This is a genomic window from Demequina sp. NBRC 110051 (genome assembly GCF_002090055.1).
GTDB lineage: Bacteria > Actinomycetota > Actinomycetes > Actinomycetales > Demequinaceae > Demequina.
This window is the reverse complement of the sequence record NZ_BBRH01000012.1, coordinates 164,521-190,969: the sequence shown is the minus strand read 5'-3', so window position 1 is coordinate 190,969 and position 26,449 is coordinate 164,521. Positions and strand designations below refer to the sequence as shown.

Genomic DNA, 26,449 nt, shown 5'->3' with positions numbered 1-26,449 from the left:
CCTTGCGCGCCGCCCGGACCGCCATTTTCTTTAGTAGGTCTCCGCCTCCGCGCGGGCCGTCAACAGCCGCCTGATCGAGTCGACGCGCGCCTCGCGGTCGGAGTCGCCCTCGGCCCACGCGTCGAGCTCGCAGCCCGCGGCCGCGGACTCGTGTTGGCAGCCGCGAGGGCACAGCTCGGCCGCCGCCTGGGCGACGTCGGGGAACGCCTCGACAAAATGCTGAGGATCGACGTGGGCCAGGCCAAACGTCCGCACGCCAGGGGTGTCGATGATGCGGCCGCCGTCCGGCAGGTCCAGCGCCACGGCCGACGTCGACGTGTGTCGCCCGCGCCCCGTCACGTCGTTGACCACTCCCGTGGCGCGTCCGGCATCGGGCACGAGCGCATTGACGAGCGTCGACTTTCCCACGCCCGAGTACCCGACGAGCACCGTCGAGCGCTCGTGGAGCTCGGCCCGCAGGGCCTCGATGCCCTCGATCTGGCGCGCGCCATCAGCATCGCGCGTCACGGTGGTCTCGAGCACCGTCACGCCCAGCGGCTCGTAGGCGGCGCGCAGCGCCTCACCCGAGGCGAGGTCGCCCTTGGTCAGGACCAGCAGCGCCTCCATGCCGGCATCGAGGGCGGCCACCAGGCAGCGGTCGATCATGCGGGGGTTGGGCTCGGGGTCGGCCAGCGCCGTGACGATGCCGAGCTGCTGGGCGTTGGCGACGATCACGCGCTCGGTGGGGTCGGCGTCGTCGGCCGTGCGGCGCAGCTCGGTCGAGCGCACCTCGCGCTTCACGATGCGCCCCAACGTCCCCTCGGCGCCCGAGGTGTCGCCCACCACGCCCACCCGGTCGCCGACCACCAGGCCGCGCCGGCCCAACTCACGGGCCTTCACACACGTGAGCGCGGCTCCGTCGTCGAGCTCGACCGCGAAGCGGCCGCGGTCCACGCCAATCACCGTGCCCGGCACGGCGTCCGCATGCGCGGGGCGCTTCTTGGAACGCGGCCGCGAGCCCTTGCCGGGGCGGACCCTGGCGTCGGACTCGTCGTAGCGGCTCCAGTCGCTCACGCGCCCAACATCCCCGTCCACATCTCAGGGAAGTCCGGCATGGTCTTCGCGGTGGTGCCCACGTGAACCACCTCCGTGCCCGCGACCGCAAGCCCGATGATGGCCGCGAACGTCGCCATCCGGTGGTCGTAATAACTCTCCATCGCGGCCGGTTTCAGCCCGCTCTCGGGGAGCCCCTCAAAGCGCAGCGAGTCGTCGTCGGCAACGCACACGCCGCCCACGCGCGTCACTTCGGCAGCGATCGCGGCAAGCCTGTCCGTCTCGTGCCCACGCAGATGGCCGATGCCCGCGAGGGTTGAGGGCCCGACCGCCAGAGCGCACAGGGCCGCGATGGTGGGGGTGATCTCGCCCGCAGGGGACAGGTCCGCGTCGATGCCGCGGATGCCGCCGCCGGCAAGCCCGGGCGCGCTCACGCTCAGCACGTCGCCGTCGAGCGAGCACGTCGCGCCCATCCGTTCGAGGATCTCGGGGAAGAGCGCGCCGGGCTGGGTGGTCTGCGACGGCCAGCCCGGGATGCGCACGGTGCCTCCCGCGACGAGCGGCGCCGCGATGAACGGCCCGGCGTTGGACAGATCGGGCTCGACGCGGACGTCTCCCAATGCCAGCGCACCGGGGTGGACGATCCACGTGCGCTCGTCGGGCTGGTCCACCCGCACCCCTGCGCCGCGCAGCGTCTCGCACGTCATGTCGATGTGCGGAAGGCTCGGCAGCGTCGCGCCAGTGTGGCGCACCGTCAGCCCGTGCGGCAGCCGTGCGGCGACAAGCAGAAGCCCGGTGACGAACTGCGATGACGCCGAGGAATCGACCTCGACCTCGGACGGCACGGATGCGGGCGGCGTCACCGTAAACGGCAACGTGCCGCGCCCCTCGTCGTCGACGGTCGCACCCAACGCACGCAGCGCGTCGAGGAGGGGGCCCATGGGGCGCACTCGCGCCTCGGGGTCGCCGTCGAAGGACACCGGGGCATCGGCCAACAACACCAGCGGAGGGACGAACCGCATGACCGTGCCCGCGAGACCACAGAACACCTCGCCGCCGCCCCGCACCGGCGCGGGCGTCACGGTCCACTCGTCGCCCGAGTCGTTCACGTCCTGGCCCAGTGCGCGCAGCGCAGCGATCATCAACTCGGAGTCGCGAGACCGGAGGCCGCCACGGATCGTGACCGGCGCATCGGCCATCGCCGCGAGAACCAAGAAGCGATTGGTAAGGGACTTCGAACCGGGGACCTCGACAGTGGCGTCGAGAGGGCCGGACGCGGCGGGAGCGGGCCAGACCTGGCCCGGGCCGGTGCCGCGGGGCAGGTCCGCGTGCGTCACTTCTTCTTGGCGGTCAGCTTGGGACCCTTGGGGCCCTTCTTCGCCTCGACCTTGACGTTCTTCGACTCGAGCTTGGCCTTCTTGGCCTTGACCTTGGCCTTCTTGCTCGAGCGGTGACCTGCGGTCGCGGCCAGCAGCGTGCCGCCGAAGAGTGAGACGTTCTTCAGGAAGAGCTCCATCTGCTCCTCCTTCTTGGCCTCATCGGTCTCGAGCCAGAAGGGGCGGCCCACGGCGACCGTCGCGGCCGTGAGGCCCGCGAGCACCAGGCCAGCGGTGCGCGGAGTGCGCGACAGCGCCAAGATCGAGGCGGCGGCGATCGTGGCCGCGCCGTGCGCCTTGACGAGGTCGGTGGTCTTGACATCCTCGACGCCGGCCTGCTGCAGCAGCGGCTCGACGACGGGGGCGGCGCGCTCGGCGCGCTTCTCGGGTTCGAGGACGGACTGCACTCCTCCGTACACGAACCAGGTGGCCAGCAGCGGTCGGGCGAGATGACGCAACATGCCCCTACGCTACCAACCCGGCCGCGTAGGGGATAGGTGAGGGCCGATGCGGCGGCGGGGAATGTAGATCAGTCGCCTTGCGTTGTTGGAGCCATGACAGCCACCGTGACGCGAGACCGCGGTGCGTCGGCGACAGCCGTACGCACCGCGGTAGGCTCGCCCATCATGAGCGACACTGTGCAGGACTTCGATTTCGAGGTGGAGGCGCTGTCCTATATGGACCAGCTCTACGCCGCGGCCTTGCGCATGACGCGCAACGGAGCTGACGCCGAGGACCTGGTCCAGGAGACGTACGCCAAGGCATTCGCCGCGCAGGACAAGTTCACGCCGGGCACCAATCTCAAGGCGTGGCTGTACCGGATCCAGACCAACGCGTTCATCAACACGTACCGCAAGAAGCAGCGCGAGCCCAAGCGTTCGGACGCCGAGCAGGTCGAGGACTGGCAGCTCGCCGCCGCGTCGGAGCACACCAGCACCGGTCTCGTCTCGGCCGAGCAGGAGGCGCTCGAACGGATCGGCGACGACGACATCAAGGATGCGCTCGACTCGCTGAGCGAGGACTTCCGGATGGCCGTGTACCTGTCCGACGTCGAGGGCTTTGCCTATAAAGAGATTGCCGAAATTATGGATACCCCTGTGGGAACCGTGATGTCTCGGCTCCACCGCGGCAGGAAACTGCTGAGGGAACAGTTAAAGGAATATGCGGCCGATCGCGGGTTTACGGACAAGCGCCCGGCAGCCAAGAAGGAAAGTAAGGGAGGTGTGTGATGCCCGGTAGAGAGTGTGAAGAGGCCCTGGATCGACTGTTCGAGTACATCGACGACGAACTTCCTCAGGACGAACTGCAGCGCATCGGTGCGCACCTGAAGACCTGCCCGCCGTGCGAGGCAGAGCATCAGATCAAGGAACGCATCAAAAACCTCACCGCGCGGGCCGGGGGGCAGACCGCACCCGAGGAGATGCGCGCGCGCATCCTCGCGTCGATTCGCTCCGCAAGCGTCTAATTCCGTTCGCGCGCGGCCTGAGGGGGCAGCGCTGCACGCGGCGGTCCCCGGGGAGTGCGGGCGACCTCACCGAGAGGTGAGGCTCGCATGCAACCCCGCCGGCGCATCGGCCGCCTCCCTAAACACGACGAAGCCCGCATCGGCACTCCGATGCGGGCTCGTTCGTGGGGGTACATCCACTTATGCGTTGGGACGCTTGCCGTGGTTGGCTCCGCCCTTGGCACGTGCCTTGCGCTTGCGGCCTCGCTTGCTCATCGGGTTCCCCCTTTCTCACGCGCAGCTGACGATTCGACCCTCCATCATCCCATACTCGGCCCGGGCGTGACGCCGGTCACGGTACCCTCAAGAAAATCGTCGAATGTGCCGAAGGGACAGGCGTGAGCGAGCAGCAGCCGGTATCAGTGATTCCCTTCCTCCATGCCTTGGCGTCGACGGGGGGCTCGGACCTTCACTGCAAGGTGGGATCGGCGCCGCGTATCCGCGTCGATGGACGCCTGCGCAAGCTGCAGGTGCCGCCGCTGACGGCGGAAGACACCCAGCACATGGTCGCGCAGGTGCTCCCCGAGGATCTGGTCGCGCAGTTCCGCGACACGCACGAGGCGGACTTCGCCTTCTCGTTGTCCGGTGTGGGGCGCTTCCGCGTCAACACCTACGTGGCGCGCGGCACGGACTGCCTGGTGTTCCGCCGCGTCGCCGTGGGTGCGACCCCGTGGGAGGAGCTGGGGCTGCCGCAGGTCATCGCCGACCTCGCGCTCGAGCCGCGCGGACTGGTGCTCGTGACCGGCCCCACGGGTTCGGGAAAGACCACCACGCTCGCCTCGATGATCGACCTCATCAACACCCTGCGCGAGGTGAATATCATCACCATCGAGGACCCGATCGAGGTCCTCCACAAGGACAAGAAGGCGATCGTCTCGCAGCGCGAGGTGCGATCGGACACGCTCGACTTCACCGCGGCGCTTCGCGGCGCCATGCGTCAGGACCCCGACGTCATCCTCATCGGTGAGATGCGCGACATCGAGACGGTGCGCGCGGCGCTGTCCGCGGCGGAGACCGGTCACCTGGTCCTCGCGACCCTGCACACCGTGGACGCGCAGGACACCATCAACCGCATCATCGACTTCTTCACGCCGCATGAGCAGGGCCAGGTGCGTTCGACGCTTGCCGAGACGCTGCGCGGCATCGTGTCGCAGCGCCTGATCCGCAAGGCCGACGGCAACGGCCGCACGCTCGCCGCCGAGGTGATGGTCAACCACGGGCGCATCGCCGAGGCGATCGTCGACCCGTCGAGCCAGCCTCCCATCCTCGACCTCATCGCCGAGGGCGAGTACTACAAGATGCAGACCTTCGACCAGCACCTGTTCCGCCTGGTCGCCGACGGGTCGGTCACGCTCGACGACGCCGTCTCGATCGCGTCGCGCCCGCACGACCTCACGGTGACGCTGAAGAACGCGGGTGTGATCGCGTAATCGGCGGGTATCCCGTCCCGGGTCCTGCCCCCTATGGGACGCTCACCGTTGCTCTCAGCACTTTCGTGCGCGCTATGGGACGCCTGCGCGGTGAGCGTCCCATAGGACGCAGAGATGTCGTCAGAGCGACGGTGGTTGTCCCATGGGGAGCGGGGTCGCGGGACCGCAGGTGCGCGGGAGTGTGAGCGAGCCGCTCAGTCCTCCGAGCGCGCGGGCTCCACGCCTAGCCAGCCGTGCCACGTCGAGTGCAGCACCAGCCACGCCATGAGGCCGTAGCCGGCCTGCATCGGCACCTCGCCGCCAGAGGCGTCCATGTCGGTCGCCCACTGCTCGTGGCGAGCGAGCGGGCCGTACATGTCGATGAAGGGCACGTCGCGGCGGGCGGCGGCCTCCTCGGTCAGCGCCGCGTACTCGGCGAGCGCGCGCTTGTCGACGGACGCGATGGGCGGGGGGCCGGCGATCATCGCGCGAAAGCCCAGCCCGGAGGCGCGGTCGAGCGTGTTGGCCAGATGCAGGCGCGTCATGGTGGGGGAGACCCCACGAGACACGTCGTGGCGGCCCAGCGCGAAGATGACGAAGTTCTGCGTGGAAGCGGCGTCGTCGTGGCCCACCCGGCGCAGCGCCTCCTCGTCCCAGCGGCCGGAGAGCTCGGCCGTGGTCTCGCCGGGGACGGCGAGGGTGTGGAAGCGCAGGTCCGCCGCGAGCGGGGCCGTGCGTGCCGCGACGCGGCCCGTCCAGCCCAGGGCCTTGGGGTCGCCCTGACCCGCGACCAGCTCGTCGCCCACGAAGAACACGTTTCTCATCGCGCGAAGGCCCTCTCCACGACATCGGCCTGCTCGGCCTGGTGGCGCGAACTGAGGCCAGAGGCGGGGGAGGCAGACGCGTGACGCGTGACGCCCCGCACCTCGCGGCCGATGACGTGCGGCAGCGCGTGCGCGAGGTAGGTCCATGCGCCCTGATTGCGCGGCTCCTCCTGGACCCAGACGATCTCGGCGTCGCCGTAGGGGGCGAGGGCCGCCTGGATCGCGTCGTGGTCCAGCGGGTACAGCTGCTCCAGGCGCAGGATGGCCGTCGACGTGTCGCCGTCCTTTTCGCGCTTGGAGGCCAGGTCGTAGTAGACCTTGCCCGCACACAGCAGCACGCGGGTCACGCCGGCAGGGTCGACGGTGTCACCGATGATCGGCTGGAAGGTGCCGGTCGTGAAGTCCTCGACGTCGGACTGTGCGGCACGCAGGCGCAGCATGGACTTGGGCGTGAACACCACGAGCGGGCGGCGCGGGCGCTGGTAGGCCTGGCGACGCAGCAGGTGGAAGTAGGACGCCGGGGTCGACGGCATCGCCGCGATCATGTTGTCCTCGGCACACAGCTGGAGGAAGCGCTCGGGGCGTGCGGACGAGTGGTCCGGACCCTGGCCCTCGTAGCCGTGGGGCAGGAGCAGCACCACGGAGGACGACTGTCCCCACTTCTGCTCGGCCGACGAGATGAACTCGTCGATGATGGTCTGTGCGCCGTTGACGAAGTCGCCGAACTGCGCCTCCCACAGGGTGAGGGCGTCGGGACGCTCCACCGAGTAGCCGTACTCGAAGCCCAGGCACGCGTACTCGGACAGCGACGAGTCGTAGATGTGCAGGCGCGCCTGGTCGGAGGCGAGGTACTGCAGCGGGGTCCACTCGGCGCCCGTGGCACGGTCGTGGAACACGGCGTGACGCTGCACAAACGTGCCGCGGCGTGCGTCCTGGCCGGCCAGGCGCACGGGGACACCCTCCTGCAGGAGCGAGCCGAAGGCGAGGATCTCGCCATAGCCCCAGTCGATGCCACCCTCGCGGCTCATCGCCTCGCGGCGTTCGAGCAGCTTGGCGAGCTTGGGGTGGACGGCGAAGCCCTCGGGCGGGCGCGTGTGGGCACGGCCGATGCGCTCGACCTGTCCCTGCGAGACGGCCGTCTGCCAGCCGACCATGACGCCGGCATCGGACGACTGCGAGGACGGCAGCTCAAGCCCCGAGATGGACTCGGTGTCGGTGCCGGAGAAGCCCTCGCGGGTCTCGAGGAACACCCGCTCGAGCTGAGCGAGGTAGTCCTGCGAGACCGCCTCGGCCTCCTCCTCGGTGATGTCACCGCGACGGATGAGCGACTCCGTGTAGAGGTGGCGCACGGAACGCTTGCCCTCGATGAGGTCGTACATGCGCGGCTGCGTCATCGACGGGTCGTCGCCCTCGTTGTGGCCGCGCCTGCGGTAGCAGACCATGTCGATGATGACGTCGCGACCAAAGGCCTCGCGGTACTCGAATGCGAGGCGCGCGGCACGCACCACGGCCTCCGGGTCGTCGCCATTCACGTGCAGGATGGGGATCTGGTAGCCCTTGGCGAGGTCGGTGCAGTAGCGCGTGGAGCGCGAGTCGCCCGGTCCCGTGGTGAAGCCCACCTGGTTGTTGATGATGACGTGGACGGTGCCGCCGGTCTTGTAGCCGCGCAGGCCCGCGAGGTTCAGCGTCTCCATCACCACGCCCTGGCCAGCGAAGGCCGCGTCGCCGTGCACCAGCACGGGCAGGACAGGGAAGCCCTCGGTCGCAGGGTCGGCGCCCAGCTGGTCCAGCTTGGCGCGCACGATGCCCTCGAGAACGGGGTTGACGGCCTCCAGGTGCGAGGGGTTCGCGGCGAGGTACACGTTGGTGGTCGCGCCGGTCTCGGCGGTGAAGGTGCCCTCGGTACCCAGGTGGTATTTCACGTCACCGGAGCCCTGCACCGAGCCGGGCACCGCTGTGCCGTCGAACTCGGAGAAGATCTGCGAGTAGGACTTGCCGGCGAGGTTCGCGAGCACGTTGAGGCGGCCGCGGTGGGCCATGCCGATGCAGACCTCCTGGATGCCGGCCTCGGCGGCCGAGGACATTACGGCGTCCAGCAGCGGGATCAGCGATTCGCCGCCCTCGAGCGAGAAGCGCTTCTGGCCCACGTACTTGGTCTGCAGGAATGCCTCGAAGGCCTCGGCGGCGTTGAGGCGGCGGAGGATGCGCAGGTGCTCCTCGGGGGCGGGCTTCGTGTAGCCCACCTCGAGCCGCTCCTGCAGCCACTGGCGCTGCGTGCGGTCGGCGATGTGCATGTACTCGATGCCGATGGTGCGGCAGTACGCGTCGCGCAGCAGGCCCAGCACGTCGCGCATCTTCCAGCGGTCCTTGCCGCCAAAGTCGCCCGTCGCGTAGACGCGGTCAAGGTCCCACAGCGTGAGGCCGTGGGTCTGCACGTCGAGGTCGGGGTGCTTGCGGATACGAGTCGACAGCGGGTCGACGTCGGCCATGAGGTGGCCGCGCGAGCGGTACGCGTGGATGAGCTCGGCGATGCGCGCGGGCTTGGCGGCCTCGGCCGTCTCGTTGGTCGCGGCGTCCTGGATCCAGCGCACGGGCTCGTAGGGCACGCGCAGCGCCGTGAAGACGCGGTCGAAGAACCCGTCGAGACCTAGCAGCTTCTTGTGCACGAGCGCGAGGAACTCGCCCGACTGTGCGCCCTGGATCACGCGGTGGTCGTACGTCGAGGTGAGCGTCATCACCTTGGACACGCCCAGGCGGGTCACGGTGTCGATCGAGGCGCCCTGGAACTCCGCGGGGTAGTCCATCGCGCCCACGCCGATGATGGTGCCCTGGCCACCCATGAGGCGCGGCACGGAGTGCACCGTGCCGATGGTGCCGGGGTTGGTCAGCGTGATGGTGGTGCCCTGGAAGTCGGTCGCCTGCAGCGTCCCGGCACGCGCGCGCTTGACGACGTCCTCGTAGCCCGCGAAGAACGTCGCGAAATTCATCTTGTCCGCGTCCTTGACGTTCGGCACCAGCAGCTGGCGCGAACCGTCGGACTTGGCCAGGTCGATTGCGAGGCCAAAGTTGATGTGCTCGGGCGTGCGCACCGCGGGCTTGCCCTCGTCCTCGACGTAGGCGGCGTTCATCGCGGGCAGCTCGGACAACGCCTCGACGATCGCGTAGCCGATGAGGTGCGTGAACGACACCTTGCCGCCGCGCGTGCGCGACAGGTGGTTGTTGATCACGATGCGGTTGTCGATCAGCAGCTTGGCGGGGATGGTGCGCACCGACGTCGCGGTCGGAACCTCGAGCGAGGCCTCCATGTTCGTCACCACGCGCGCCGCGGGTCCGCGCAGGCGCTCGATGCCGCTCTTCACGTCCTTGGCGCTCAGCAGCTGGTGGTCGTCGCGCTGCAGGTAGGAAGCGAAGGGCGCCTGGGCGGTCGCGATGGGCTGCGTGGCGGGGTGCTCGGCGCTGTCGGCCGATGCCGTGGCCGGCTCGGCGGGCGTCACGGCCGATGCGCCACTCGCCTCCGGCGATGGGGTCGCCGGTTCGGGGGCAGGAGTGGGTGCGGAGGAGACCGCCGGGGCCGATGCCGGAGCTGCCGCGGAGGCGCTACTCGGCGCCGACGTGGCTGCCGAGGCATCCGTCGCGGCGGGGGCAATCACGACCTTCTTCGCGCGCTCGCCGGTGTCCGCGGAGGGAACCTCGGACGGCCTGGGCGGGGCGGCGCTGGGACTCGCCTGCGTGGCGCCGGAGCCCACGACGAGGGAGGCCACGGACGGCGCATCGGCGGGCCGGGAGACGGTGGTGCGTTCGATATCAGGCGAGGAAGTGTCGGTAGACACAGCGGGACCGCTCGCTTTCTTGGCGCTGTAGCGTCAGATACGTCAGTGTGATCGTGGCCCAGCCTAGTCGCTGTGCGTCCATGCTCAACACCCGGCCGCGCCCGTCAGGTGAGGTCGCGCCGGAAGGTCGTCAGCCACCCGATGATCGCCGCGAGTGCGCCATATGCCAGGAGCACCGCGAAGCCTGCCCACGGGGCGAGCAGGTCGCCCGCTCCGGTTGTCGAATAGAAGGATGCGCCCACCATGGCGTCGCCCGCCGCGCCGGGCAGGTAGGCGGAGACGCCAGCCAGCGGCTCGATGAGCCCCAGCACCAGCCGCAGGATGGGTTCGACCAGCTGGGTCCAGCCGATCAGGGCGACGATGACCGCGACCTGGTGCGGCACGGCGGCGCCGAGCCCCACCCCCACCAGGCCCCACGTGGTGAGCGCCACGGCGCCCATGCCGATCGAGCCCCACATCGAGGCGTCGTCGAGATACGTGGGACTGTCGGCCAAGGCGAGCCCGGCGGCCCCTGTCGCGACCGCGCCTGCCATGCCCGCCACGCCGTACAGCGCGGCCACGGGCAGCACGGCCACAAGCTTGGCGATGATGATGCGGCCGCGGCTGGGATCCGCGAGCACGGTGGTGTCGATGGTGCGGTGACGGACCTCACCGGTGACGGCGAGGGCTCCGAGGATGGCGGGGAACACGTAGCCGAAGGACACCGCCAGACCGTAGATGGTCGCCGCCATCATCCGCGGGTCCATGCCCGGGGGAGTGGCCGACTCCCCGCCCAGCTGATCGGCAAACGCGAACGAGAACGCGACGATCCCCGCCATGAAGGCGGAGCCGGCCACCATGCAGATCAGCAGGACCCACCACAACCGGGTCGTGACGACCTTGCGGACCTCCGAGGTCAGCGCCGCCTTCATCGGGCCACCTCCGCCGCGGCCGTGAGCCGCAAGAACAATTCCTCGAGGCTCTCGCCCTCGTCGCTCAGCCCGTGCACCTCGAGCCCGTCCGCGAAGGCAGCGGCGCCCACCTCTGCCGCCGTCACACCGGCAATCCGCGCCCGGTTCGCGGCCTCGACCGTGGCGGCCTGACCAAAACGGGAGCGTGCAAACGCGGCCAGAGCCACGGCATCGGGCGATCGCAGTGTCACGCCAGGACGCGTCATGGCGCGTAGCTCGTCGAGCGACGACTGATGGCGGAGCCTGCCTTCGGCGATGATCACCACATCGTCGACGGTCTGCTCGACCTCGCTCAGCAGGTGCGAGCTGAGCAGCACTGTGCCGCCGTCGTCGGCGAAGGCGCGCAGAAACGAGCGCAGCCACTTGATGCCCGCGGGGTCCAGGCCGTTGGCGGATTCGTCCAGGACCAGCACCCGGGGGTTGCCGAGCAACGCCGTGGCGAGCCCCAGGCGCTGACGCATCCCCAGGGAGTAGCCGCCTACGCGACGACGTGCGGCATCGGCCATGCCCACCATCGCCAGGACCTCGTCGCAGCGGGAGTCCTCGACGCCGACCACGGGCGCGTAGACGCGCAGGTGGTCGCGGGCGCTCCGGCCAGGGTGAAACGCGCCCTCGAAATGCGCGCCGATCACGCCGGCGGGACGCTCGATGTCGCGATAGGCGCGGCCGCCGAACGTCGCCGAGCCCTCCGTGGCCGTCGCGAGCCCCACGAGGATGCGCAGCGTGGTCGACTTGCCCGCGCCGTTGGGGCCAAGGAACCCCGTGACGCGACCCGGCTCAGCCGTAAAACTGAGGTCGTCGACGGCCGTCACGTCCCCGTAGCGCTTGGTCAGTCCGTCGACCTCGATGGCCTGTGCGTGCACGGATTCCCTTTCGTCGCGGTCGTCTCAGCCGATGCTAGCGACGCCTGGCTATGCTGGCGGGACTATGGACGATCAGAGTCTTCGCCTGAGATGACCGAGTGGCTACTGGTGGGCGTCGGCGTCCTGCTGACCATCGGGACCGCCGTGTTCGTGTCCGCCGAGTTCTCCCTCGTGGCGCTCGACCCCGCGCACGTCGAGGACGGGGGCAAGGACCGCCGCGTGCGGCGAGCCCTCGCGAAGCTGTCCACGCAACTCTCCGGCGCCCAGGTGGGCATCACGCTCACCACCATCCTGCTGGGCTACACCGCGCAGCCCGCGCTCGTGACCCTGCTCAGCGTCCCCCTCGAGACCACCGCGCTGGGTCGCGCCGCCGTCGCGGGTATTGCCGGCGCCGTGTCGCTTGTCCTCGTCAACGCGTTTTCGATGGTGTTCGGCGAGCTGGTGCCCAAGAACGCGGCGCTCGCGGACCCCACCCGCACCGCACGGCTGGTCGCGCCGTGGCTCATGGCCTTCACGACGGCGCTGTCGCCTCTCATTTCGCTGCTCAACCGCTCCGCGAACGGAATCCTGAGGCTCATGGGCATCGAGCCTCGCGAGGAGCTCTCGGGCGGACGCTCGCCCCAGGAGCTCGCCGCGCTGGTGCGGCGCTCCGCGGAGGCCGGCACGCTCGCGCCGTCCACGGCGCTGTTGCTGAAGAACACCATCGAACTCGACCAGCTCACGGCGATCGACGTGATGACGGACCGCACCCGGCTCGCCGTGTTGGAACGCGACGCCACCGCGGCGGACGTGATGGCCCTGTCGCGCGCGAGCGGCCACTCGCGCTTTCCCGTGATCGGCGACGGCCTCGACGACGTCATCGGCCTGGTGCACCTGCGCGCCGCGATCGCCGTGCCCGCGCACGATCGCGATACGACCCCGGTGCGCGAGCTCATGGTGGACGCCCCGCGCGTGCCCGAGACGCTCCAGATGCGTCCACTCCTCCTCGAGCTGCGCGACCTCGGCCTCCAGGTCGCGATCGTCGAGGACGAATACGGCGGCACCGCGGGCCTCGTCACGCTCGAGGACGTGGTCGAGGAGCTCGTGGGCGAGGTCGCAGACGAGCACGACCGCCGGCGCAGCGCCGCGCATCGCATGCCCTCGGGCGACTGGGTGGTGCCCGGCGTGCTCCGCCCCGACGAGGTCGCCGAGGCCGTGGGCGTCACCATCCCCGAGTCGCCCGCCTACGAGACGCTGGGCGGCTTCGTGATGGCGAGCCTGGGCAGGGTCGCGAAGGTGGGCGATGAGGTGACGACGGCCGATGCCGTGGTGAGGGTCGAGCGGATGGTGGGCCGCCGTATCGACCGGGTTCGCGTCCGTCCCACGGGGGCGCCATGAGCATCCAGATGATCCTGTTGGTGGCCGGCCTGTTGCTCGCCAACGCCTTCTTCGTGGGTGCCGAGTTCGCGGTCATCACGGCGCGGCGTAGCTCGATCGAGCCGCTCGCAGAGGAAGGATCGCGGGCCGCGCGCACGGTGCTGTGGGCGCTCGAGAACGTCTCGCTCATGCTCGCCACGGCGCAGCTGGGCGTTACCGTGTGCTCGGTGTCGCTCGGTGTGGTGGCCGAGCCGGCGGTGGCCCACGCGCTCGAGGGGCCGCTGCACTGGCTGGGGATCCCGTCGGAGGCCTCCCACGTGGTCGCCGTCATCATCGCGCTGGTGATCGTGGTGGGGCTGCACGTGGTGGTGGGGGAGATGGTGCCGAAGAACTCGGCCGTGTCCAACCCCGAGCGCGCGGCGCTGCTGTTCGGCCCGCCCCTGGTGTGGATCGCGCGGGTGCTGGGCCCCATCATCGCCGCGCTCAACTGGTTCGCCAACGGTGTGCTGCGGCTGGTCGGTATCGAGCCGCGCGACGAGGTGACGAGCGCGTTCACGGCGGACGAGGTGCACTCGATCGTGGAGCGCTCGAGCGAGGAAGGCACGCTCCAGGACGCCGAGGGCCTCCTGTCCGGCGCCATCGAATTCTCCGACCGCACCGCCGGTGACGTGATGGTCCCGCTCGAGTCCGTCACCGGGGTCCCAGCAGGCGTGAGCGTCGACGTGTTCGAGGGCGTGGTCGCCCAGACCGGGTATTCGCGCCTGCCGGTGCACGACGACTCGGGTCGGTACGTGGGCTATTTGCATATCAAGGACACGCTCTATGCGCGCCCGGGTGAGCGCGAAGAACCGATCCAGGAGTGGCGCGTGCGCGCGTTGCCGCACGTGGATGCCGAGGCGGGCGTGGAGTCCGTCCTGGCCCTGATGCGTGGCTCCGCCGCCCACCTCGCGCAGGTGTTGCGCGACGACGAGCCCGTGGGGCTGGTCTATCTCGAGGACATCATCGAGGAGCTGGTGGGCGAGGTCCGCGACGCGATGTCTCGCGAGGTCTGAGGCGTTCTTCACAACCCCTTGGCAGCGCCTGGAACCCGCGCTTAGGCTCAAGCGTTGGGTCGCCGGTGACGATGACACCTGGGACCGAGGGTGGCGTCCACCGTTACCATTTGGTTACAATCGACGGAATCTTGGCCAGGGGGGTGGCCGGGTGACGATGGCAATCGATCTGTGTGGAGGCTTGTGTGAGCAAGCGTGAGGATGGCGCAAGCGCGCACCCCCGCTCGCGTCGCCTGCGACGCCTCCAGGAGACTCAAGAGCTCCAGGTCCGCACCACTCACCGTCGTCGCAAGCTGCTGACGCGCTCCGGTGTCCTCGCGGGATTTGCCGTCGCGATGGTGGTCTACCCCATGGTCGGCACGCTGACGCCGGGCGCCGAGGCGAACGAGGCCGCTCAGGAGCTCGCGACCTCGACCGTCCCCGCGACCTCGGCGGCCTCGGCCCTCCTCACGGGAGGCGCCGCGCTGGAGTCCTCGGACCTGCCGCTGCCCGGCATCGACGAGTCCGCGACGGCGCTTGCGGCATCGGCCGAATACATCGTCTCGACGAGCCTTCCCAACTGCGACCCCTCGAAGGGCTGGGCCGGTTACAACGGCAAGCTCACCGAATCCTCGCTGTGCACGCTGTGGAACGGCGAGGTGGTGCGCAACGACGCCGCGGTGGCGCTCGCGGAGCTCAATGTTCAGTTCAAGGCGGTGTTCGGTCGCGACCTGTGCGTGGGTAACGGCTACCGCACGCTCGCGAGCCAGTATGCGACCAAGCGCAGCCAGGGCTACCTCGCTGCCACCCCCGGCACCTCGGTGCACGGTTGGGGCCTCGCGATCGATCTGTGCGGCTCCGACGACACCGGCGCGACCAAGCGCTGGCTCGAGGCCAACGGCCCCGTGTGGGGGTGGGAGAACCCGTCGTGGGCGAAGTCGCGCAAGTGGGAGCCCTGGCACTGGGAGTACGTGCCCGGCACCGACGACCTCGGCGTCTACGAGTCCACGTACTGGTCCAACACCGGCGCGTACCGGTCCTCGGACTGACGGTCCCCCGTATAAGCACGACCCGGATCGCCTGGCGGCGACCCGGGTCGTTTCGTATCGAGGGTGGTGACTACAGCCAGCGCGAGTGGATGTCGAACGTGGTCGCGACCGAGGTGATCTCGTCGCGCGTGAGGCCCTCCGCGCGGCCGCCCGCGACGATGTCCATGTACTCGTACTTCGCGGCGGTCTCGGCGTACTCGACGCGGTCGACGGCACGGTAGACCGAGACATCCGAGCGGGACATGGTGCCGTGCTTGGACCACAGCACAATTTCATGCTCGCGAAGCCCCTCTACGTTCGCGCGTCCCATCTGCTCGGATCCGGGGATGAAGAAGGGCAGGACGCCGATGCCGTCCGAGAGTGACACGATCGTCTCCGGCTCCCAGCGCAGAATCGCTCTGTTCATGGCCTCGGTGTCGCGGTAGCTGGGGATGTGTGAGAGGTACGTGAGGTGCGGGGGCTGGGCGTGCACCACGGCCTGGAAGTCAATGCCGCGGTGCTCGACCTGGTCCTGGTGGACGGCGACGTGGGAGTTGAACTCGCTGGTGAGGCGCGCGAAGCGGCGCGTGCTCGAGGTGTAGAGCGTGCCGGTCACGCCGTCCGCGTGGATGACGACGGCGCCCATGGCCGACAGGGGATCGGCGGCGAGCTGGCGCAGGCGGCGGCCGGATCCGGTGGCGAGCACCGTGCCCCCAGCGAGAGCCGGAGCGGGGTCGGGCAGCGTGATCTCCTCCGCGTGCGGGAAGTGGCGGCGGACCTCGACCTCCCAGCCCATGTAGACGGAGATGTTGCCGGCGCCGGCCTCTGACGCGTCGATGTCGCAGATGCGTGCGCCCCCGTCGCCGATCTGCTCGATGAGCTCCTCGAGGGTGGGGCGGGGCTGGTCGGTGAGCATGGTGTCTCCTCTGAAGGCGGGCCTGCGGCGATGCGGGCCCGGCGTGCTGATATGAAACGATTCAACTTTAGGGCCGATGCGCGACGGTGGTGCGGGACAAAGGTCCGCCGCCTGCGTCCCGCCTCCTCCCGCGTGCTCCTGGTGGCCCGATATCCGCCACGAATGCGCGTGTCCTGGCGCAAGTGTCCACTTTTGCGCCAGGGGGGAGGGGCGTCGAGATGCGCGGCGCACCCCGATGCACCAGGCTTGATGGCGAGGCGGCCCGCCATCCTTGGGTCGCCCGCCCCACCCGCACCGTCGGCCATCAGCCGGGTGAGTGCAGAACAGGAGCAGCCATGCGCATCGGAGTCCCCGCCGAGATCAAGAACCGCGAGACCAGGGTGGCTCTCACCCCCGAGGGCGCCGCGCGCCTCACGCGGGCTGGCCACGAGGTCGTCGTCCAGGCGGGAGCCGGTGCCGCGTCGTTCCTGACCGACGAGGCCTATCGCGAGGCGGGCGCACGCATGGGCACCGTCGCCGACGCTTGGGGCGCCGAGCTGGTGCTCAAGGTCAAGGAGCCCGTGCCCCAGGAGTACGGCCTGCTGAGCGACAACATCCTGTTCACGTTTCTCCACCTCGGTGCCAACGAGCCGCTCGCCCGCGCACTCATCGACGCCGGCACCACCGCCATTTCCTACGACACGGTCCAGATCGATGACGGCACCCTGCCGCTGCTGACGCCCATGAGCGAGATCGCGGGCCGGCTCGCCACGCTCGAGGGTGCCCACCATCTCCTGTCGCCCGCGGGCGGCCGCGGGGTGCTGCTGGGCGGGGTCGGCGAACTGCCGGGCGCACGCGTGGTCGTGATCGGCGCGGGGGTCGCGGGCCGCGCGGCGCTCGCAGAGGCGGTGGCACTCGGGGCCGATGCCGTGGTCCTCGACCTCGACGAGTCCCGCCTCGCCTCGGTACGGGACGCCCACGGCGACAGGGTCCGTACCGAGCTCTCGACCGCCGCGACGGTGGAGCGCGAGGTCATGAGCGCGGACCTGGTCATCGGCGCCGTCCTGGTGCCTGGACGGCCGGCGCCCAAGGTCGTTTCCCACGCCACGGTCGAACGGATGCGGCCGGGGTCGGTGCTCGTGGATATCGCGATCGACCAGGGTGGATGCTTCGAGGACTCGCGGCCCACCACGCACGACGACCCCGTGTTTCGCGTGGCGGGCTCCACCCTGTACTGCGTGGCCAACATGCCCGGCGCCGTCGGCGCGACGGCGACCGCCGCGCTCACGCACGCGACCGCAGTCTATGTTGACCTGCTCGCCGAGCACGGACGCGGTGCACTCACCCTGGACAGCGCCCTCGCGCGCGGGCTCAATGTCGATGCAGGAAGCCTCCGATACCGTGCTGTCGCCCAGGCGTTTCCTCACCTTCCGAGCGGGGATTCGGTGGTGGCGCCGTAACGCGGCCGATGTGGTGGTCGGCCGCCGTGGGATACTCCGGCCGCCCGGCAATGACGGGATAGTCGTCCAGTTCGCGCTCGGCCGCCTCGCGGCCGAGCGTCACGAGCGTGCCGAGATCGTCGACGCCCCACGCCGTGTGCCCCGCGAGGCGCGGCTCGATCATGGTCACGTCCGCGCTGATCTCCCACTCGTGCACGCTGACGGAGGACTCGAAGCCGTGGAAGTCCCACTCGGGCTGCAGGCGCACGCCGATGACGTGGGTGGCGCCCAGGCCGAAGCACGCCTCGAGCGGCACGTTTTGCACCAGCCCACCGTCGAGGAGGTGGCGACCCAGGTGCGGCACGGGCCGGAACACGCCGGGCACGGCGATGGATGCGGCGACGGCAAGGGACAGCGAGCCGTGGTCGACAACCACTGCCTTGCGGGTGTTGACGTCCGTGGCGACGGCGGCGAAGCGGGTGGGCAGGTCCTCGATCTGGGGATCGCCGCCGGTGACGGCACGGACGCCCTCAAGAAGCGCATCGGCCGTCAGGAGGCCCAAGCCGGGCCGAGGCGTCCAGCGGCCAAAGGTGGTCCACGACCACGTGAGCACGCGCTCCTCGAGGTCGTACGGGTCCACGCCGAGCGCAGTGGCGCCGCCGGCGATCGCCCCGGCCGAGGTGCCGGTGATGATCGAGGGAACGATGCCCCGCTCGTGCAGTACCTGCAGCACCCCCACGTGGGCGGCGCCGAGTGCGCCGCCTCCGCCGAGAGCGAGGCCGAGCCGAGGGACATAGCGCAGGTCGTCGAGCGCGGGCATGGGCCCATCGTAGAAACAGGTGTGCCGGGTGCGCGCGGTGGCACGCCTATCCTTGGTGCCCATGACCGAGAGCCCTGACCAGCCCCCACGCAGTTGGGCTCCCGTTGCCGGCGCCGGGGTCATCGCCGCGGTCGTACTGATCGCCGCCGTGATCTGGTGGATCGCCGGTGCGGGAGTGTCGGACGAGCAGCAGGTGGGCATCGTCGCGTGCGAGCAGTTCGCGATCGATGAGGGCCTGCCCGAGATTGTGCGCGGCGACGTCGCCGGTCCCGAGGATGGCGTGGTCGACGTGTCGTGGGAGTTCGCGGACGGTACCTTTGGCGGCTGCCAGGTCGAGGTGATCGACGGCGTCGCGGGCGAGCCCGCCTTGGTGGGCGACATCGCGGCCAGCCCGAGCCCTTCGCCCTCCGCGTAGCCCTATTTGAGGCATCGCCTGCCTTCCCGGTACGTTCGAGGGACACCCCGGACGCGAAGGAGAGGCATGGACCAGCGCAATCTCGGCCAGACGGTGGTGAGCGCCATCGGATTGGGCGCCATGCCGATGTCCATTGAGGGCCGGCCCGACGAGGCCAGGTCCTTCGCGACCATTCACGCCGCGCTCGACGCGGGCGTCACGCTCATCGACATCGCGGACGCGTACCTGCTCAACCCGGGCGAGACCGGCCACAACGAGCAACTCATCACCCGCGCCGTCGCCGCCTACCCCGGCGGCACCGACGCCGTGCTGATCGCGACCAAGGCGGGGAGCCTGCGCCCAGGCGACGGCACCTGGTACCAGAACGGCGACCCGGCGTATCTCAAGGAGGCCGCCAAGGCATCGGCGCTGCGGCTGGGCGTGGACAGCATCGGCCTGCTGCAATTTCACCGCCCCGACCCCAAGGTTCCCTACGCCGACTCGGTAGGTGCGTTCGCCGAGCTGCTGGACGAGGGCGTGATCCGTCAGGCGGGCATCTCCAACGCCAACCCGGATCAGATCCGTGAGGCTCACGACGTGCTGGGCGGCCGGCTCGCGAGCGTGCAGAACCAGTTCTCGCCCGCGTTCGTGTCCTCGTATCCCGAGCTCGAGCTGTGCGCCGAGATGGGCATCGCGTTCCTGCCGTGGAGCCCGCTAGGTGGCATCGGCAAGGCGGGCGACGTGGGTACCCGGTTCGTTCTTTTCCAGCAGGTGGCCGATGCCCGCGGCGTCTCCGCGCAGCAGGTGGTCCTCGCGTGGGAGCTCGCGCTCGCCGACGTCGTGATCCCCATCCCCGGCGCGTCGCGCCCCAGCTCGATCCTGGACTCCGCTGCGGCCGCCGAGCTCGAGTTGTCCGAGGACGACATGGCGCTGCTGGGTTCCGTGTTGCAGGATTGAGGCCATGGCCAAGAACCGACTGATCACGAGCGTCTCGCGCACCGCGGGGCTCGCACTCGTCACGGACGGCGTGGTGGGGCTCGCGGTGCCCGGTCAACGCGAGAAGGAGTGGGCGGCGCCACGCAAGGTGTGGCGGCGGTCCGTCAGGCGCGTGGTGGGCGAGGCCGTCGAGTCGCCCGCGTTCGCCGTCGTCGAGGTCGTGGTGGGCCTCGCGCTCGTGGCGGTGGTGCCGCGGGTGCTCGCGCGCCGCTGAGTGGCGGCGAGTGCCCCATGGGCGCACACCGTAGCGGGAAAGGCCTTTCCGTTCTAGCGTAGGACCAGGCCGCCCGTTCCCGTCATGCGGCCGGATGGAGGGGCACCCCGTGCCCGCTGACCGACCTGCGTCTCACCGCGCCGCTCGACCCGCCGCCGTCGTCGCGCCTGTGCGCCTCACCGCGCTGACCTTTCTGGTGCTGGGCCTGGTTCAGGCCATCTGGCCGCTCACCATGGACCTGTACTTGCCGGCCTTCCCCACGATCGTCGCGGACCTGGACACGTCGGCATCGGCCATTCAGGCGACCCTCACGGCGGCGTTCGTCGGCATGGCGCTGGGCCAGTTGCTCACCGGGCCGTGGTCGGACCGCGTGGGGCGACGCCGCCCCATGCTCGTGGCGCTCGTCGTCTACATCGTCGCCTCCGTGGCGTGCGCGCTTGCCCCCACCGCCGGCGTGCTCATCGGCGCGCGCTTCGCGCAGGGACTCGGCGCGGCCTCGGCCGCCGTCCTCACCATCGCGATGGTGCGCGACGCGTCCGAGGGGCCCCAGATGGTGCGTGCCCTCGCCCGCCTCCAGCTGGTCAACGGCACCTTCGTGGTGCTTGCGCCGTCCATCGGCGCCTGGCTCTTGGGGATCACGCCGTGGCGCGGGATGTTCTGGATCCTCGCCGGCGTGGGTGTGGTGCTCCTGGCGCTCACGGGCTGGACGCTCAGTCCGCGTCGCCTGGGCCTGGGGGCCGCTCCGGCGGCCGACGCCGTGGTCGCCCGACCGCGCCTCTACGCGCCGCTCGTGGCGGACCGCCGCTACCTCCTGGCGGTCGCCGGGGGAGCGCTCGTGTTCGCAGCGATGATGGCCTACATGGCGAGCTCGGCGTTCCTGTTCCTCGGGCACTTTGGGCTCAGCGAAGGCACGTATGCGGTGATCTTTGGCGGCCATGGCCTCATGATGATCGCCGGGGCGCAGGTGAGCGCGAGGGTCGCCGGGCGCGTGGCTCCTGTGCGCGTCGTGGTGATCGGCGCGACCGTGTTGCTGGGCGCCGCGGCGGGGGCGACGGCACTGGGTCCCTTCGCGGGTGACTCCCGAGTATGGCTGTTCCTGGTGCCTCTGTTCGTGTTCACCACGGCCTTCGGATTCGTGAACCCGGCGCTGCAGGAGGTGGCCCTCCACGACCACCGGGAGCGTGCCGGATCCGCCGCCTCGCTCATGGGCGCGACGCGGATGATTGCCGGCTCGGCGGCTGCGCCGCTGGTGGGCGCGCTCGGCGAGGCCAGCCCCACGCTCGTGGGCGGGGCGATGGCGGTGTGCTGCGCGCTCGGTGCCGCGGTCCTGCTGGTGCTGAGCCGGGCGAGTCGGGCGCGAGGTGAGGAGCCTTCGAGTGCCGCCGCGGCATCGGCCGCCTCCTAGGATGGCGCCATGAGCACCGTCGCCGCCATTGTCGCCACGTCCGCTGACGCCCCGCTGGAGCGCGGCACCGTCACTCGCCGGGAGGTGGGGCCGCGTGACGTCCTCATCGACATCGCGTGGGCCGGCATCTGCCACTCCGACATCCACACCGTGCGTGGTGACTGGGGCGCACAGACCTACCCGCTGACCGTGGGCCACGAGATCGCCGGCATGGTCGCGGCGATCGGCGCCGAGGTCACGACGGTTGCCGTCGGCGACCGCGTGGGCGTGGGGTGCATGGTCGGCTCGTGTCGCGAATGTGCCAACTGCCAGGCGGGACGCGAGCAATACTGCGAGAAGGGCTTCACGGATACGTACGGTTCCCGCGACGTCGATGGCACCGTCACCCAGGGCGGCTATAGCGCCGCCGTCGTGGTCGACGAGCACTTTGTGCTGTCGCTGCCCGCCGCCCTGCCGTTCGAGAAGGTGGCGCCGCTGCTGTGCGCTGGGATCACGACGTACTCGCCGCTGCGCCGGTGGGGGGCCGGTCCTGGCAAGCGCGTGGCCGTGGTCGGGATGGGCGGCCTGGGACACATGGCCGTGAAGCTCGCCGTCGCGATGGGGGCGGAGGTGACGGTGTTGTCGCAGACGTCGTCTAAGCGGGCCGATGCGCTCGCGTTCGGCGCTGTCGCCCACCACGCGACCAGCGACCCCGCGGTGTTCACGGAGCTCGCGAACTCCTTCGACCTCATCATCAACACCGTCTCCGCGCCGCTGGACGTGGACGCGTACCTTGGCATGCTCGACTTCGCGGGGGTGATGGCGAACGTGGGTGCGCCGCCCGAGCCTGCCGCGATGTCGGTGTTCACCTTGTTTACGAACCAGCGCTCATTCACCGGCTCCACGATCGGTGGGATCGCCGAGACCCAGGAGATGCTCGAGTTCTGCGCCGAGCACGGGATTGTCCCCGAGGTCGAGATCATCCGCGCCGAGCAGGTCAACGACGCCTGGGAGCGGGTGCTGAAGTCGGACGTGCGCTACCGGTTCGTGATCGACGCGGCGACGCTGTAGTCCGCGGGCGTCCCGCTGTCCCTCCCACGTGTCCTGCGAGCCACTGAGTGCCCGCTTTGCGCCGAAAGTGGGCACTCAGTGGCTCCTGGGGCGCACGGGGGTGCGGGGGTGCGCCCGGCGGGTTCGGGAACGACAAAGCCGCAGGAGTCCGCGCCTTTCAGCGCGCCCTGCGGCCCTTGTGTCGCGAGCATACGACGTGCCCCCGACAGGAATCGAACCTGCGACCTTCGGTACCGGAAACCGGCGCTCTATCCGCTGAGCTACGGGGGCATGCGGGGTGTCCCGCGAGGGTCAAGACTAGCAGGGGGCGGAGGTGGTTCCCCGCACGATCAGGCTCGGCTCGAGCGTGACCTCGACGGTGTCGCGGTCGCCGTCGATGCGTGACAGGAGCAGCCGGGCGGCCTCGCGCCCAATCGCCTCGCGCGGCTGCGCGACCGTGGTGAGGCCCGGGCGCACCTGGCGCGCGATCTGCGCGTCGTCGTAGCCCACGATGCTGAGTCCGTCGGGGACGTCGAGGCCCGCGTCGAGCGCATCGTGGAGCAGGGTGGCGGCGGTGCGATCGTTGCCGGCGAAGCACGCGGTGGGGCCTTCGGGTGTCTGGGCCGCGGCGAGCATCGCGGCGGTGCCGCCCTCGTCCGTCCACAGCGTGGTCGCGGGCAGGTCGGCGCGCGTCATCGCCTCGCCGTAGGCGTGACGCCTGGCCGTCGCCGCGGCACGCCGGGACGACGCCAGGTGCACGATGCGCCGGTGGCCCAGGCCCAGCAGGTGGTCGAGCGCGAATGCGGCGCCGCGCTCGTCGTGGTTGCGCACCACGCTGACGCGGCGGGGCTGCTCGAAGGGCCGGCCCACCATGACGAGGGGACGGCGGGTGGCGGCGGCGTCGAGTGCCTCGGCGGGAAGCATCGCCGAGACCACGATCACCCCGTCCACGCCCAGGTCGAGCATCTGGTCCAGGCGCACGGCGAGCACCTCGGGCTGTGAGCGGCCATGGCCGATCACCGTGCCGAGCCCCGCGTGCTCGGCGCGCGACTCGATACCCGCGACCACGTCCGCGTGATACGGGTTGGACAGGTCGGAGACGAGTACACCGATCACCTGCGTCCGTCCGCGCGCGAGCCCGCGAGCCAGCACGTTTGACCGGTAGCCGAGGTCATCGGCCACCGCCAGGATGCGCGTGCGGGTCGCATCCGAGACCCCCGCATCGCCGCGAATGGCCAGGGAGACCAGCGACTTCGACACCCCCGCCGCGCGCGCGACGTCCACGATGGTGGGGGCGACGCGGTCGGCGGGCATGAGCCGATTCAATCAGAGACCGAGGTGAACATTCGGCGAACGCGGACGAACAAACGGCAACGGTACTGGAACGCTCCAGTCGGCCCTGGCTAGCGTCGCCGGTGTGAACGACACCCAGCCCGCGACGCCCCTGCCCGTGCCCGCCGCCCTCTTGCTCGACTTCGGCGGCGTCATCATCACGACGGCCAAGCGTCCCGCGGGCCTGGACGACGCCGCGGCGCACGTCGCGGCGCTGCTCGAGCGCGGCATCATCGACGTCCCCGTCGCCCAGGCGCGCGCCTCGCTCGACGCTGGCCTCACGGCGCTCACCCACTGGAAGCACGCGTCGAGCCGCCTACCCGAGCCGCGCGAGCTCACTCACAGGGAAATTGTGGGCGACTTCCTCGCCGGGGACCTGCCGGAGGACGCCCGCGCGCTACTGGTCGCCGAGGCGAGCGAGCTCCTCGACACCCTCCAGACCCTCATCACCGACCATCACCTGCGCCCCGGCATCCGCCGACTGCTCGACACGGCCGCGAGCCACGGCATCCCCGTCGGCATCGTCTCCAACGCGCACTCCGGGCGCTCCCATCGGCGCATCCTCGCGTCGCTGGGCCTCTACGACTCCTTCGCCGTGCAGGTGTATTCGGACGAGGTCGGGATGCGCAAGCCCCACCCCGGCATCCTCACACTCGCGGCCGCGGGCGTGGGTGCCGATCCGGCGGACTGCTGGTACGTGGGTGACACGCTCGACCGCGACGTCGTCGCCGGGCGCCGCGCCGGCATCGGCCGCGTCCTCATCACCCGTGACAAGCACACCGACCACCCGCCGTTCGCGGTCGCTCATACGGCCGATGCGACATTTGAGACCCCCGAGGGGCTCGCCGATGCGCTGGTCGCCTCGCTGGAGGCCCGTGCCGAGGAGAGTTCCGTACGGGGGTCCGCCACGGCATCGGCCTCCGAGAATTCGCGCCGCGGCGCGCTGCTGATCGACCACGGCGGCGTCATCTCCCTGTCGGAGAAGAACCCCGCCGAGATGATGCGGCTGGGGGAGCGCCTCGCGTTCCTGCTGTCGACCCGAGCCGCACCGCTGGAGCCGGGCGACGCGATCCAGATGATCGTGACCGCACGCGAGCGCCGCGCGGCCGCCAAGGGCGATTCGCTCGTCGAGACCACCCCCCACGAGTTCTGGGTCGAGCACTTCGGACGCGACCTCGACGAGCGCGCCCGCGCGGTGCTCGCCGCCGAGTGCCACGACCTCATGCACCGCTACGGCCGCGCGAAGAGCCGGCGTGTGCTGCGCGACGGCGTGCGCGAGGCGCTCGAGGAGTGCCGCGCCCAGGGCATGCCGGTCGTCGTCGTGTCGAACACCCTGTCCGGCCGCGCCGTGCGCGACGCGTGCCGCGAGCACGGACTGGCGGAGCTCATCGGCGCCTACGTGTGCTCCGACGAGCATGGCGAGCGTAAGCCCGGCGCGTCCATCGTGCGCGAGGCGCTCACGATCTCCGGCGCCGACCCCGCCACCACATGGTTCTACGGCGACAAGCCGCATGCCGACGCCGCAGGCGCGCTCGCGGCCGGCATCGCGCGCCGTGTCATCGTCCGCGGCGGCGCCGTCGCGGACGCCCCGATCGACGAGGCGCTCCAGAGCGGCCTCGCCACCGACGTCGTCGACTCGGCCGCGGGGCTCGCCTCGCTGCTGCGCGACGCCGCGTCGCTGTCTCTGTCCCAGTAATCCACCCCACCAGCAGCAGCTACTCCCAAGGAGCAGACATGTCCCAGACCACCGTTCCCGATGAGCGGGCCGGCCGTCTTCGAGGCACCGCAGCAGGACTGCGCCGCGACCTCAGCGGCTCGCAGAAGCTCATGATCTTTGTCCTCTCGATGGCGCTGTCCGGCGTCGCGAACATCGTCATCGAGGTCATCCCCGAGGTGTCGATCGGACCCGTCGACGTGTCCGTCAGCTACTTCGTGTTCGTGCCGCTGACACTCGTCGCCCTGCTCAACCCCTTCTGGGCGGCGCTCGGCGCTCCGGTGGGTGAGGTCATCTTCGTGGACCTGCTGATGGGCGACTTCTCCGGACTTTCCGAGATCGAGGGCATCATCCAGATGTTCCTCGCGCTGTTCATCGCGGGCTCGATGATCCGCAACCCCAAGAACAAGGTGCAGATCGCCATCGCCGCCGTGACGGTCGTCGTCATCGACAAGGCGCTGTCCGCGATTGTTGACCTGTCGAAGGTGTGGATCGGCGTCGAGGACGCCGAGTACGTCGAGGGGCTTCCCGAGTCGATCCTGGTGCTCGAGGGCATCGGCTTCGCGGTCGACATCCTCATCACGGGCGTGCTGTTCGGCGTCCTGCCCGCCATGTGGCTGATCCCCGCCCTCCACGGCCGCATCGAGCCGCTGCTCGGGATGCGTCCACGCGTGCCCGGCGAGCCGATTCAGGGTGGCGCGCCGCGCACGGGCCTGTTCGTGGGCGTGGCCCTGGCCCTCGCGGTCGCCGCCTTCTTCTTCGCCTTCCTCGAGGCATGGGATGTGGCGATCGGCGTGTTCGAGCCCGACTTCCTCGACACCTACGGCTCGGGCTTCCTGTGGGTGGGCGTCGGCGCCGCCGCGATCGCCTTCCTCGTGGGCGTCGCGCTCGTGAAGTTCAGCCGCAGCCGCAAGACCGAGAACTGACCCGGATGCCGCGGGCGCCCCACGCGGGCGCCCGCGGCATCGTCCCTCCCGCACCGCCCCCCCGCACCACCACAGGAGCACC

Annotated in this window: 25 protein-coding genes and 1 tRNA gene; 14 read left to right on the top strand and 12 right to left on the bottom strand. The window is 70.3% G+C overall.

Features of this window, described 5'->3' with window-relative positions; all coding sequences use genetic code 11:
- Positions 1-30 precede the first annotated feature (30 nt).
- From rsgA to B7K20_RS07425, 3 genes are read right to left on the bottom strand one after another with little or no spacing between them, the layout of a single operon-like run.
- On the bottom strand, positions 31-1,053 hold the full coding sequence (rsgA, locus tag B7K20_RS07435) for a ribosome small subunit-dependent GTPase A (RefSeq protein ID WP_084101884.1): 1,023 nt from the start codon (positions 1,051-1,053) through the stop codon (positions 31-33).
- Positions 1,050-2,369, bottom strand: coding sequence for a 3-phosphoshikimate 1-carboxyvinyltransferase (gene aroA / locus B7K20_RS07430; protein ID WP_234985755.1), 1,320 nt, complete (start codon positions 2,367-2,369; stop codon positions 1,050-1,052). The genes rsgA and aroA overlap by 4 nt, the downstream gene beginning before the upstream one ends.
- Complete coding sequence (locus tag B7K20_RS07425) at positions 2,366-2,869, bottom strand: hypothetical protein (RefSeq protein ID WP_084101883.1); 504 nt, start codon at positions 2,867-2,869, stop codon at positions 2,366-2,368. Before B7K20_RS07425 ends, aroA begins: the two co-directional genes overlap by 4 nt.
- A gap of 165 nt (positions 2,870-3,034) precedes the next feature.
- Between B7K20_RS07425 and B7K20_RS07420 the strand changes: the two genes are divergently transcribed.
- Both B7K20_RS07420 and rsrA read left to right on the top strand, forming a co-directional pair.
- The gene (locus B7K20_RS07420) at positions 3,035-3,637 is read left to right on the top strand and encodes a sigma-70 family RNA polymerase sigma factor (protein ID WP_234985754.1); all 603 of its coding nucleotides are present in this window, start codon (positions 3,035-3,037) and stop codon (positions 3,635-3,637) included.
- A complete protein-coding gene (rsrA, locus tag B7K20_RS07415) occupies positions 3,637-3,873 on the top strand; it encodes a mycothiol system anti-sigma-R factor (protein WP_084101881.1) in 237 nt (78 codons plus the stop codon). The genes B7K20_RS07420 and rsrA overlap by 1 nt, the downstream gene beginning before the upstream one ends.
- Positions 3,874-4,053: 180 nt before the next feature.
- Here the strand turns inward: rsrA and B7K20_RS13440 are convergent, their stop codons facing one another.
- Positions 4,054-4,128 carry a 50S ribosomal protein bL37 gene (locus tag B7K20_RS13440; RefSeq protein WP_371327667.1) on the bottom strand — a complete coding sequence of 25 codons (75 nt, stop codon included), beginning with the start codon at positions 4,126-4,128 and terminating at the stop codon, positions 4,054-4,056.
- Between the two features lie 122 nt (positions 4,129-4,250).
- Between B7K20_RS13440 and B7K20_RS07410 the strand changes: the two genes are divergently transcribed.
- Positions 4,251-5,342 carry a type IV pilus twitching motility protein PilT gene (locus B7K20_RS07410; RefSeq protein ID WP_084101880.1) on the top strand — a complete coding sequence of 364 codons (1,092 nt, stop codon included), beginning with the start codon at positions 4,251-4,253 and terminating at the stop codon, positions 5,340-5,342.
- A gap of 194 nt (positions 5,343-5,536) precedes the next feature.
- On the opposite strand, the gene B7K20_RS07405 is transcribed toward B7K20_RS07410, so the two are convergent.
- From B7K20_RS07405 to B7K20_RS07390, 4 genes are all read right to left on the bottom strand, one after another.
- Entirely contained in the window at positions 5,537-6,145 is a 609-nt protein-coding gene (locus B7K20_RS07405; protein ID WP_084101879.1) for a GDSL-type esterase/lipase family protein, read from the bottom strand.
- Positions 6,142-9,891: a multifunctional oxoglutarate decarboxylase/oxoglutarate dehydrogenase thiamine pyrophosphate-binding subunit/dihydrolipoyllysine-residue succinyltransferase subunit gene (locus tag B7K20_RS07400; protein WP_371327872.1), complete on the bottom strand. Its 3,750-nt coding sequence runs from the start codon at positions 9,889-9,891 to the stop codon at positions 6,142-6,144. Before B7K20_RS07400 ends, B7K20_RS07405 begins: the two co-directional genes overlap by 4 nt.
- 188 nt (positions 9,892-10,079) lie before the next feature.
- Entirely contained in the window at positions 10,080-10,886 is an 807-nt protein-coding gene (locus tag B7K20_RS07395; RefSeq protein ID WP_084101877.1) for an ABC transporter permease subunit, read from the bottom strand.
- Positions 10,883-11,788 carry an ABC transporter ATP-binding protein gene (locus tag B7K20_RS07390; RefSeq protein ID WP_084101876.1) on the bottom strand — a complete coding sequence of 302 codons (906 nt, stop codon included), beginning with the start codon at positions 11,786-11,788 and terminating at the stop codon, positions 10,883-10,885. The genes B7K20_RS07395 and B7K20_RS07390 overlap by 4 nt, the downstream gene beginning before the upstream one ends.
- Positions 11,789-11,878: 90 nt before the next feature.
- Between B7K20_RS07390 and B7K20_RS07385 the strand changes: the two genes are divergently transcribed.
- The 3 genes from B7K20_RS07385 to B7K20_RS07375 all read left to right on the top strand — a co-directional run bounded on the left by B7K20_RS07385 (position 11,879) and on the right by B7K20_RS07375 (position 15,224).
- Complete coding sequence (locus B7K20_RS07385) at positions 11,879-13,165, top strand: hemolysin family protein (RefSeq protein ID WP_084101875.1); 1,287 nt, start codon at positions 11,879-11,881, stop codon at positions 13,163-13,165.
- On the top strand, positions 13,162-14,196 hold the full coding sequence (locus B7K20_RS07380) for a hemolysin family protein (protein ID WP_084101874.1): 1,035 nt from the start codon (positions 13,162-13,164) through the stop codon (positions 14,194-14,196). The genes B7K20_RS07385 and B7K20_RS07380 overlap by 4 nt, the downstream gene beginning before the upstream one ends.
- A gap of 185 nt (positions 14,197-14,381) precedes the next feature.
- Positions 14,382-15,224, top strand: a complete 843-nt coding sequence (locus tag B7K20_RS07375; RefSeq protein WP_234985753.1) for a M15 family metallopeptidase — start codon at positions 14,382-14,384, stop codon at positions 15,222-15,224.
- 70 nt (positions 15,225-15,294) lie between these two features.
- Here B7K20_RS07375 and B7K20_RS07370 read toward each other — a convergent pair whose 3' ends face one another.
- Complete coding sequence (locus B7K20_RS07370) at positions 15,295-16,119, bottom strand: class II aldolase/adducin family protein (RefSeq protein WP_084101873.1); 825 nt, start codon at positions 16,117-16,119, stop codon at positions 15,295-15,297.
- A gap of 335 nt (positions 16,120-16,454) precedes the next feature.
- On the opposite strand from B7K20_RS07370, the gene ald reads away from it, so the two are divergent.
- Positions 16,455-17,558: an alanine dehydrogenase gene (ald, locus tag B7K20_RS07365; protein WP_084101872.1), complete on the top strand. Its 1,104-nt coding sequence runs from the start codon at positions 16,455-16,457 to the stop codon at positions 17,556-17,558.
- Here ald and B7K20_RS07360 read toward each other — a convergent pair.
- A complete protein-coding gene (locus tag B7K20_RS07360; RefSeq protein WP_159449358.1) occupies positions 17,470-18,357 on the bottom strand; it encodes a patatin-like phospholipase family protein in 888 nt (295 codons plus the stop codon). The genes ald and B7K20_RS07360 overlap by 89 nt on opposite strands.
- A 61-nt stretch (positions 18,358-18,418) precedes the next feature.
- On the opposite strand from B7K20_RS07360, the gene B7K20_RS13055 reads away from it, so the two are divergent.
- The 5 genes from B7K20_RS13055 (at position 18,419) to B7K20_RS07340 (ending at position 22,416) form a co-directional block, all read left to right on the top strand.
- Positions 18,419-18,772, top strand: a complete 354-nt coding sequence (locus B7K20_RS13055; RefSeq protein WP_159449357.1) for a hypothetical protein — start codon at positions 18,419-18,421, stop codon at positions 18,770-18,772.
- Between the two features lie 66 nt (positions 18,773-18,838).
- Positions 18,839-19,708 (top strand): aldo/keto reductase, encoded by an 870-nt coding sequence (locus B7K20_RS07355; RefSeq protein ID WP_084101870.1) that lies wholly within the window; start codon positions 18,839-18,841, stop codon positions 19,706-19,708.
- A gap of 4 nt (positions 19,709-19,712) precedes the next feature.
- Complete coding sequence (locus tag B7K20_RS07350; protein WP_084101869.1) at positions 19,713-19,961, top strand: hypothetical protein; 249 nt, start codon at positions 19,713-19,715, stop codon at positions 19,959-19,961.
- 109 nt (positions 19,962-20,070) lie between these two features.
- Complete coding sequence (locus B7K20_RS07345) at positions 20,071-21,366, top strand: multidrug effflux MFS transporter (RefSeq protein WP_159449356.1); 1,296 nt, start codon at positions 20,071-20,073, stop codon at positions 21,364-21,366.
- A gap of 9 nt (positions 21,367-21,375) precedes the next feature.
- Positions 21,376-22,416, top strand: a complete 1,041-nt coding sequence (locus tag B7K20_RS07340) for an NAD(P)-dependent alcohol dehydrogenase (RefSeq protein WP_084101867.1) — start codon at positions 21,376-21,378, stop codon at positions 22,414-22,416.
- A 197-nt stretch (positions 22,417-22,613) separates the two neighbouring features.
- On the opposite strand, the gene B7K20_RS07335 is transcribed toward B7K20_RS07340, so the two are convergent.
- Both B7K20_RS07335 and B7K20_RS07330 read right to left on the bottom strand, forming a co-directional pair.
- Positions 22,614-22,686 (bottom strand) — tRNA-Arg (locus B7K20_RS07335).
- Between the two features lie 27 nt (positions 22,687-22,713).
- Positions 22,714-23,709, bottom strand: coding sequence for a LacI family DNA-binding transcriptional regulator (locus B7K20_RS07330; RefSeq protein ID WP_200809043.1), 996 nt, complete (start codon positions 23,707-23,709; stop codon positions 22,714-22,716).
- Positions 23,710-23,812: 103 nt separating this feature from the next.
- Between B7K20_RS07330 and B7K20_RS07325 the strand changes: the two genes are divergently transcribed.
- Both B7K20_RS07325 and B7K20_RS07320 read left to right on the top strand, forming a co-directional pair.
- Positions 23,813-25,423: an HAD-IA family hydrolase gene (locus B7K20_RS07325; RefSeq protein WP_084101866.1), complete on the top strand. Its 1,611-nt coding sequence runs from the start codon at positions 23,813-23,815 to the stop codon at positions 25,421-25,423.
- Between the two features lie 38 nt (positions 25,424-25,461).
- Complete coding sequence (locus B7K20_RS07320; protein WP_084101865.1) at positions 25,462-26,367, top strand: cell division protein FtsQ; 906 nt, start codon at positions 25,462-25,464, stop codon at positions 26,365-26,367.
- Positions 26,368-26,449: the final 82 nt, after the last annotated feature.

Excerpts from the sequence above, each read along its gene's own strand:
- B7K20_RS07425 (WP_084101883.1), bottom strand. The coding sequence starts at position 2,869 with ATGTTGCGTCATCTCGCCCGACCGCTGCTGGCCACCTGGTTCGTGTAC.
- B7K20_RS07420 (WP_234985754.1), top strand. The coding sequence starts at position 3,035 with ATGAGCGACACTGTGCAGGACTTCGATTTCGAGGTGGAGGCGCTGTCC.
- rsrA (WP_084101881.1), top strand. The coding sequence starts at position 3,637 with ATGCCCGGTAGAGAGTGTGAAGAGGCCCTGGATCGACTGTTCGAGTAC.
- B7K20_RS07405 (WP_084101879.1), bottom strand. The coding sequence starts at position 6,145 with ATGAGAAACGTGTTCTTCGTGGGCGACGAGCTGGTCGCGGGTCAGGGC.
- B7K20_RS07395 (WP_084101877.1), bottom strand. The coding sequence starts at position 10,886 with ATGAAGGCGGCGCTGACCTCGGAGGTCCGCAAGGTCGTCACGACCCGG.
- B7K20_RS07385 (WP_084101875.1), top strand. The coding sequence starts at position 11,879 with ATGACCGAGTGGCTACTGGTGGGCGTCGGCGTCCTGCTGACCATCGGG.
- B7K20_RS07380 (WP_084101874.1), top strand. The coding sequence starts at position 13,162 with ATGAGCATCCAGATGATCCTGTTGGTGGCCGGCCTGTTGCTCGCCAAC.
- B7K20_RS07370 (WP_084101873.1), bottom strand. The coding sequence starts at position 16,119 with ATGCTCACCGACCAGCCCCGCCCCACCCTCGAGGAGCTCATCGAGCAG.
- ald (WP_084101872.1), top strand. The coding sequence starts at position 16,455 with ATGCGCATCGGAGTCCCCGCCGAGATCAAGAACCGCGAGACCAGGGTG.
- B7K20_RS07360 (WP_159449358.1), bottom strand. The coding sequence starts at position 18,357 with ATGCCCGCGCTCGACGACCTGCGCTATGTCCCTCGGCTCGGCCTCGCT.
- B7K20_RS13055 (WP_159449357.1), top strand. The coding sequence starts at position 18,419 with ATGACCGAGAGCCCTGACCAGCCCCCACGCAGTTGGGCTCCCGTTGCC.
- B7K20_RS07355 (WP_084101870.1), top strand. The coding sequence starts at position 18,839 with ATGGACCAGCGCAATCTCGGCCAGACGGTGGTGAGCGCCATCGGATTG.
- B7K20_RS07350 (WP_084101869.1), top strand. The coding sequence starts at position 19,713 with ATGGCCAAGAACCGACTGATCACGAGCGTCTCGCGCACCGCGGGGCTC.
- B7K20_RS07340 (WP_084101867.1), top strand. The coding sequence starts at position 21,376 with ATGAGCACCGTCGCCGCCATTGTCGCCACGTCCGCTGACGCCCCGCTG.
- B7K20_RS07330 (WP_200809043.1), bottom strand. The coding sequence starts at position 23,709 with ATGCCCGCCGACCGCGTCGCCCCCACCATCGTGGACGTCGCGCGCGCG.
- B7K20_RS07320 (WP_084101865.1), top strand. The coding sequence starts at position 25,462 with ATGTCCCAGACCACCGTTCCCGATGAGCGGGCCGGCCGTCTTCGAGGC.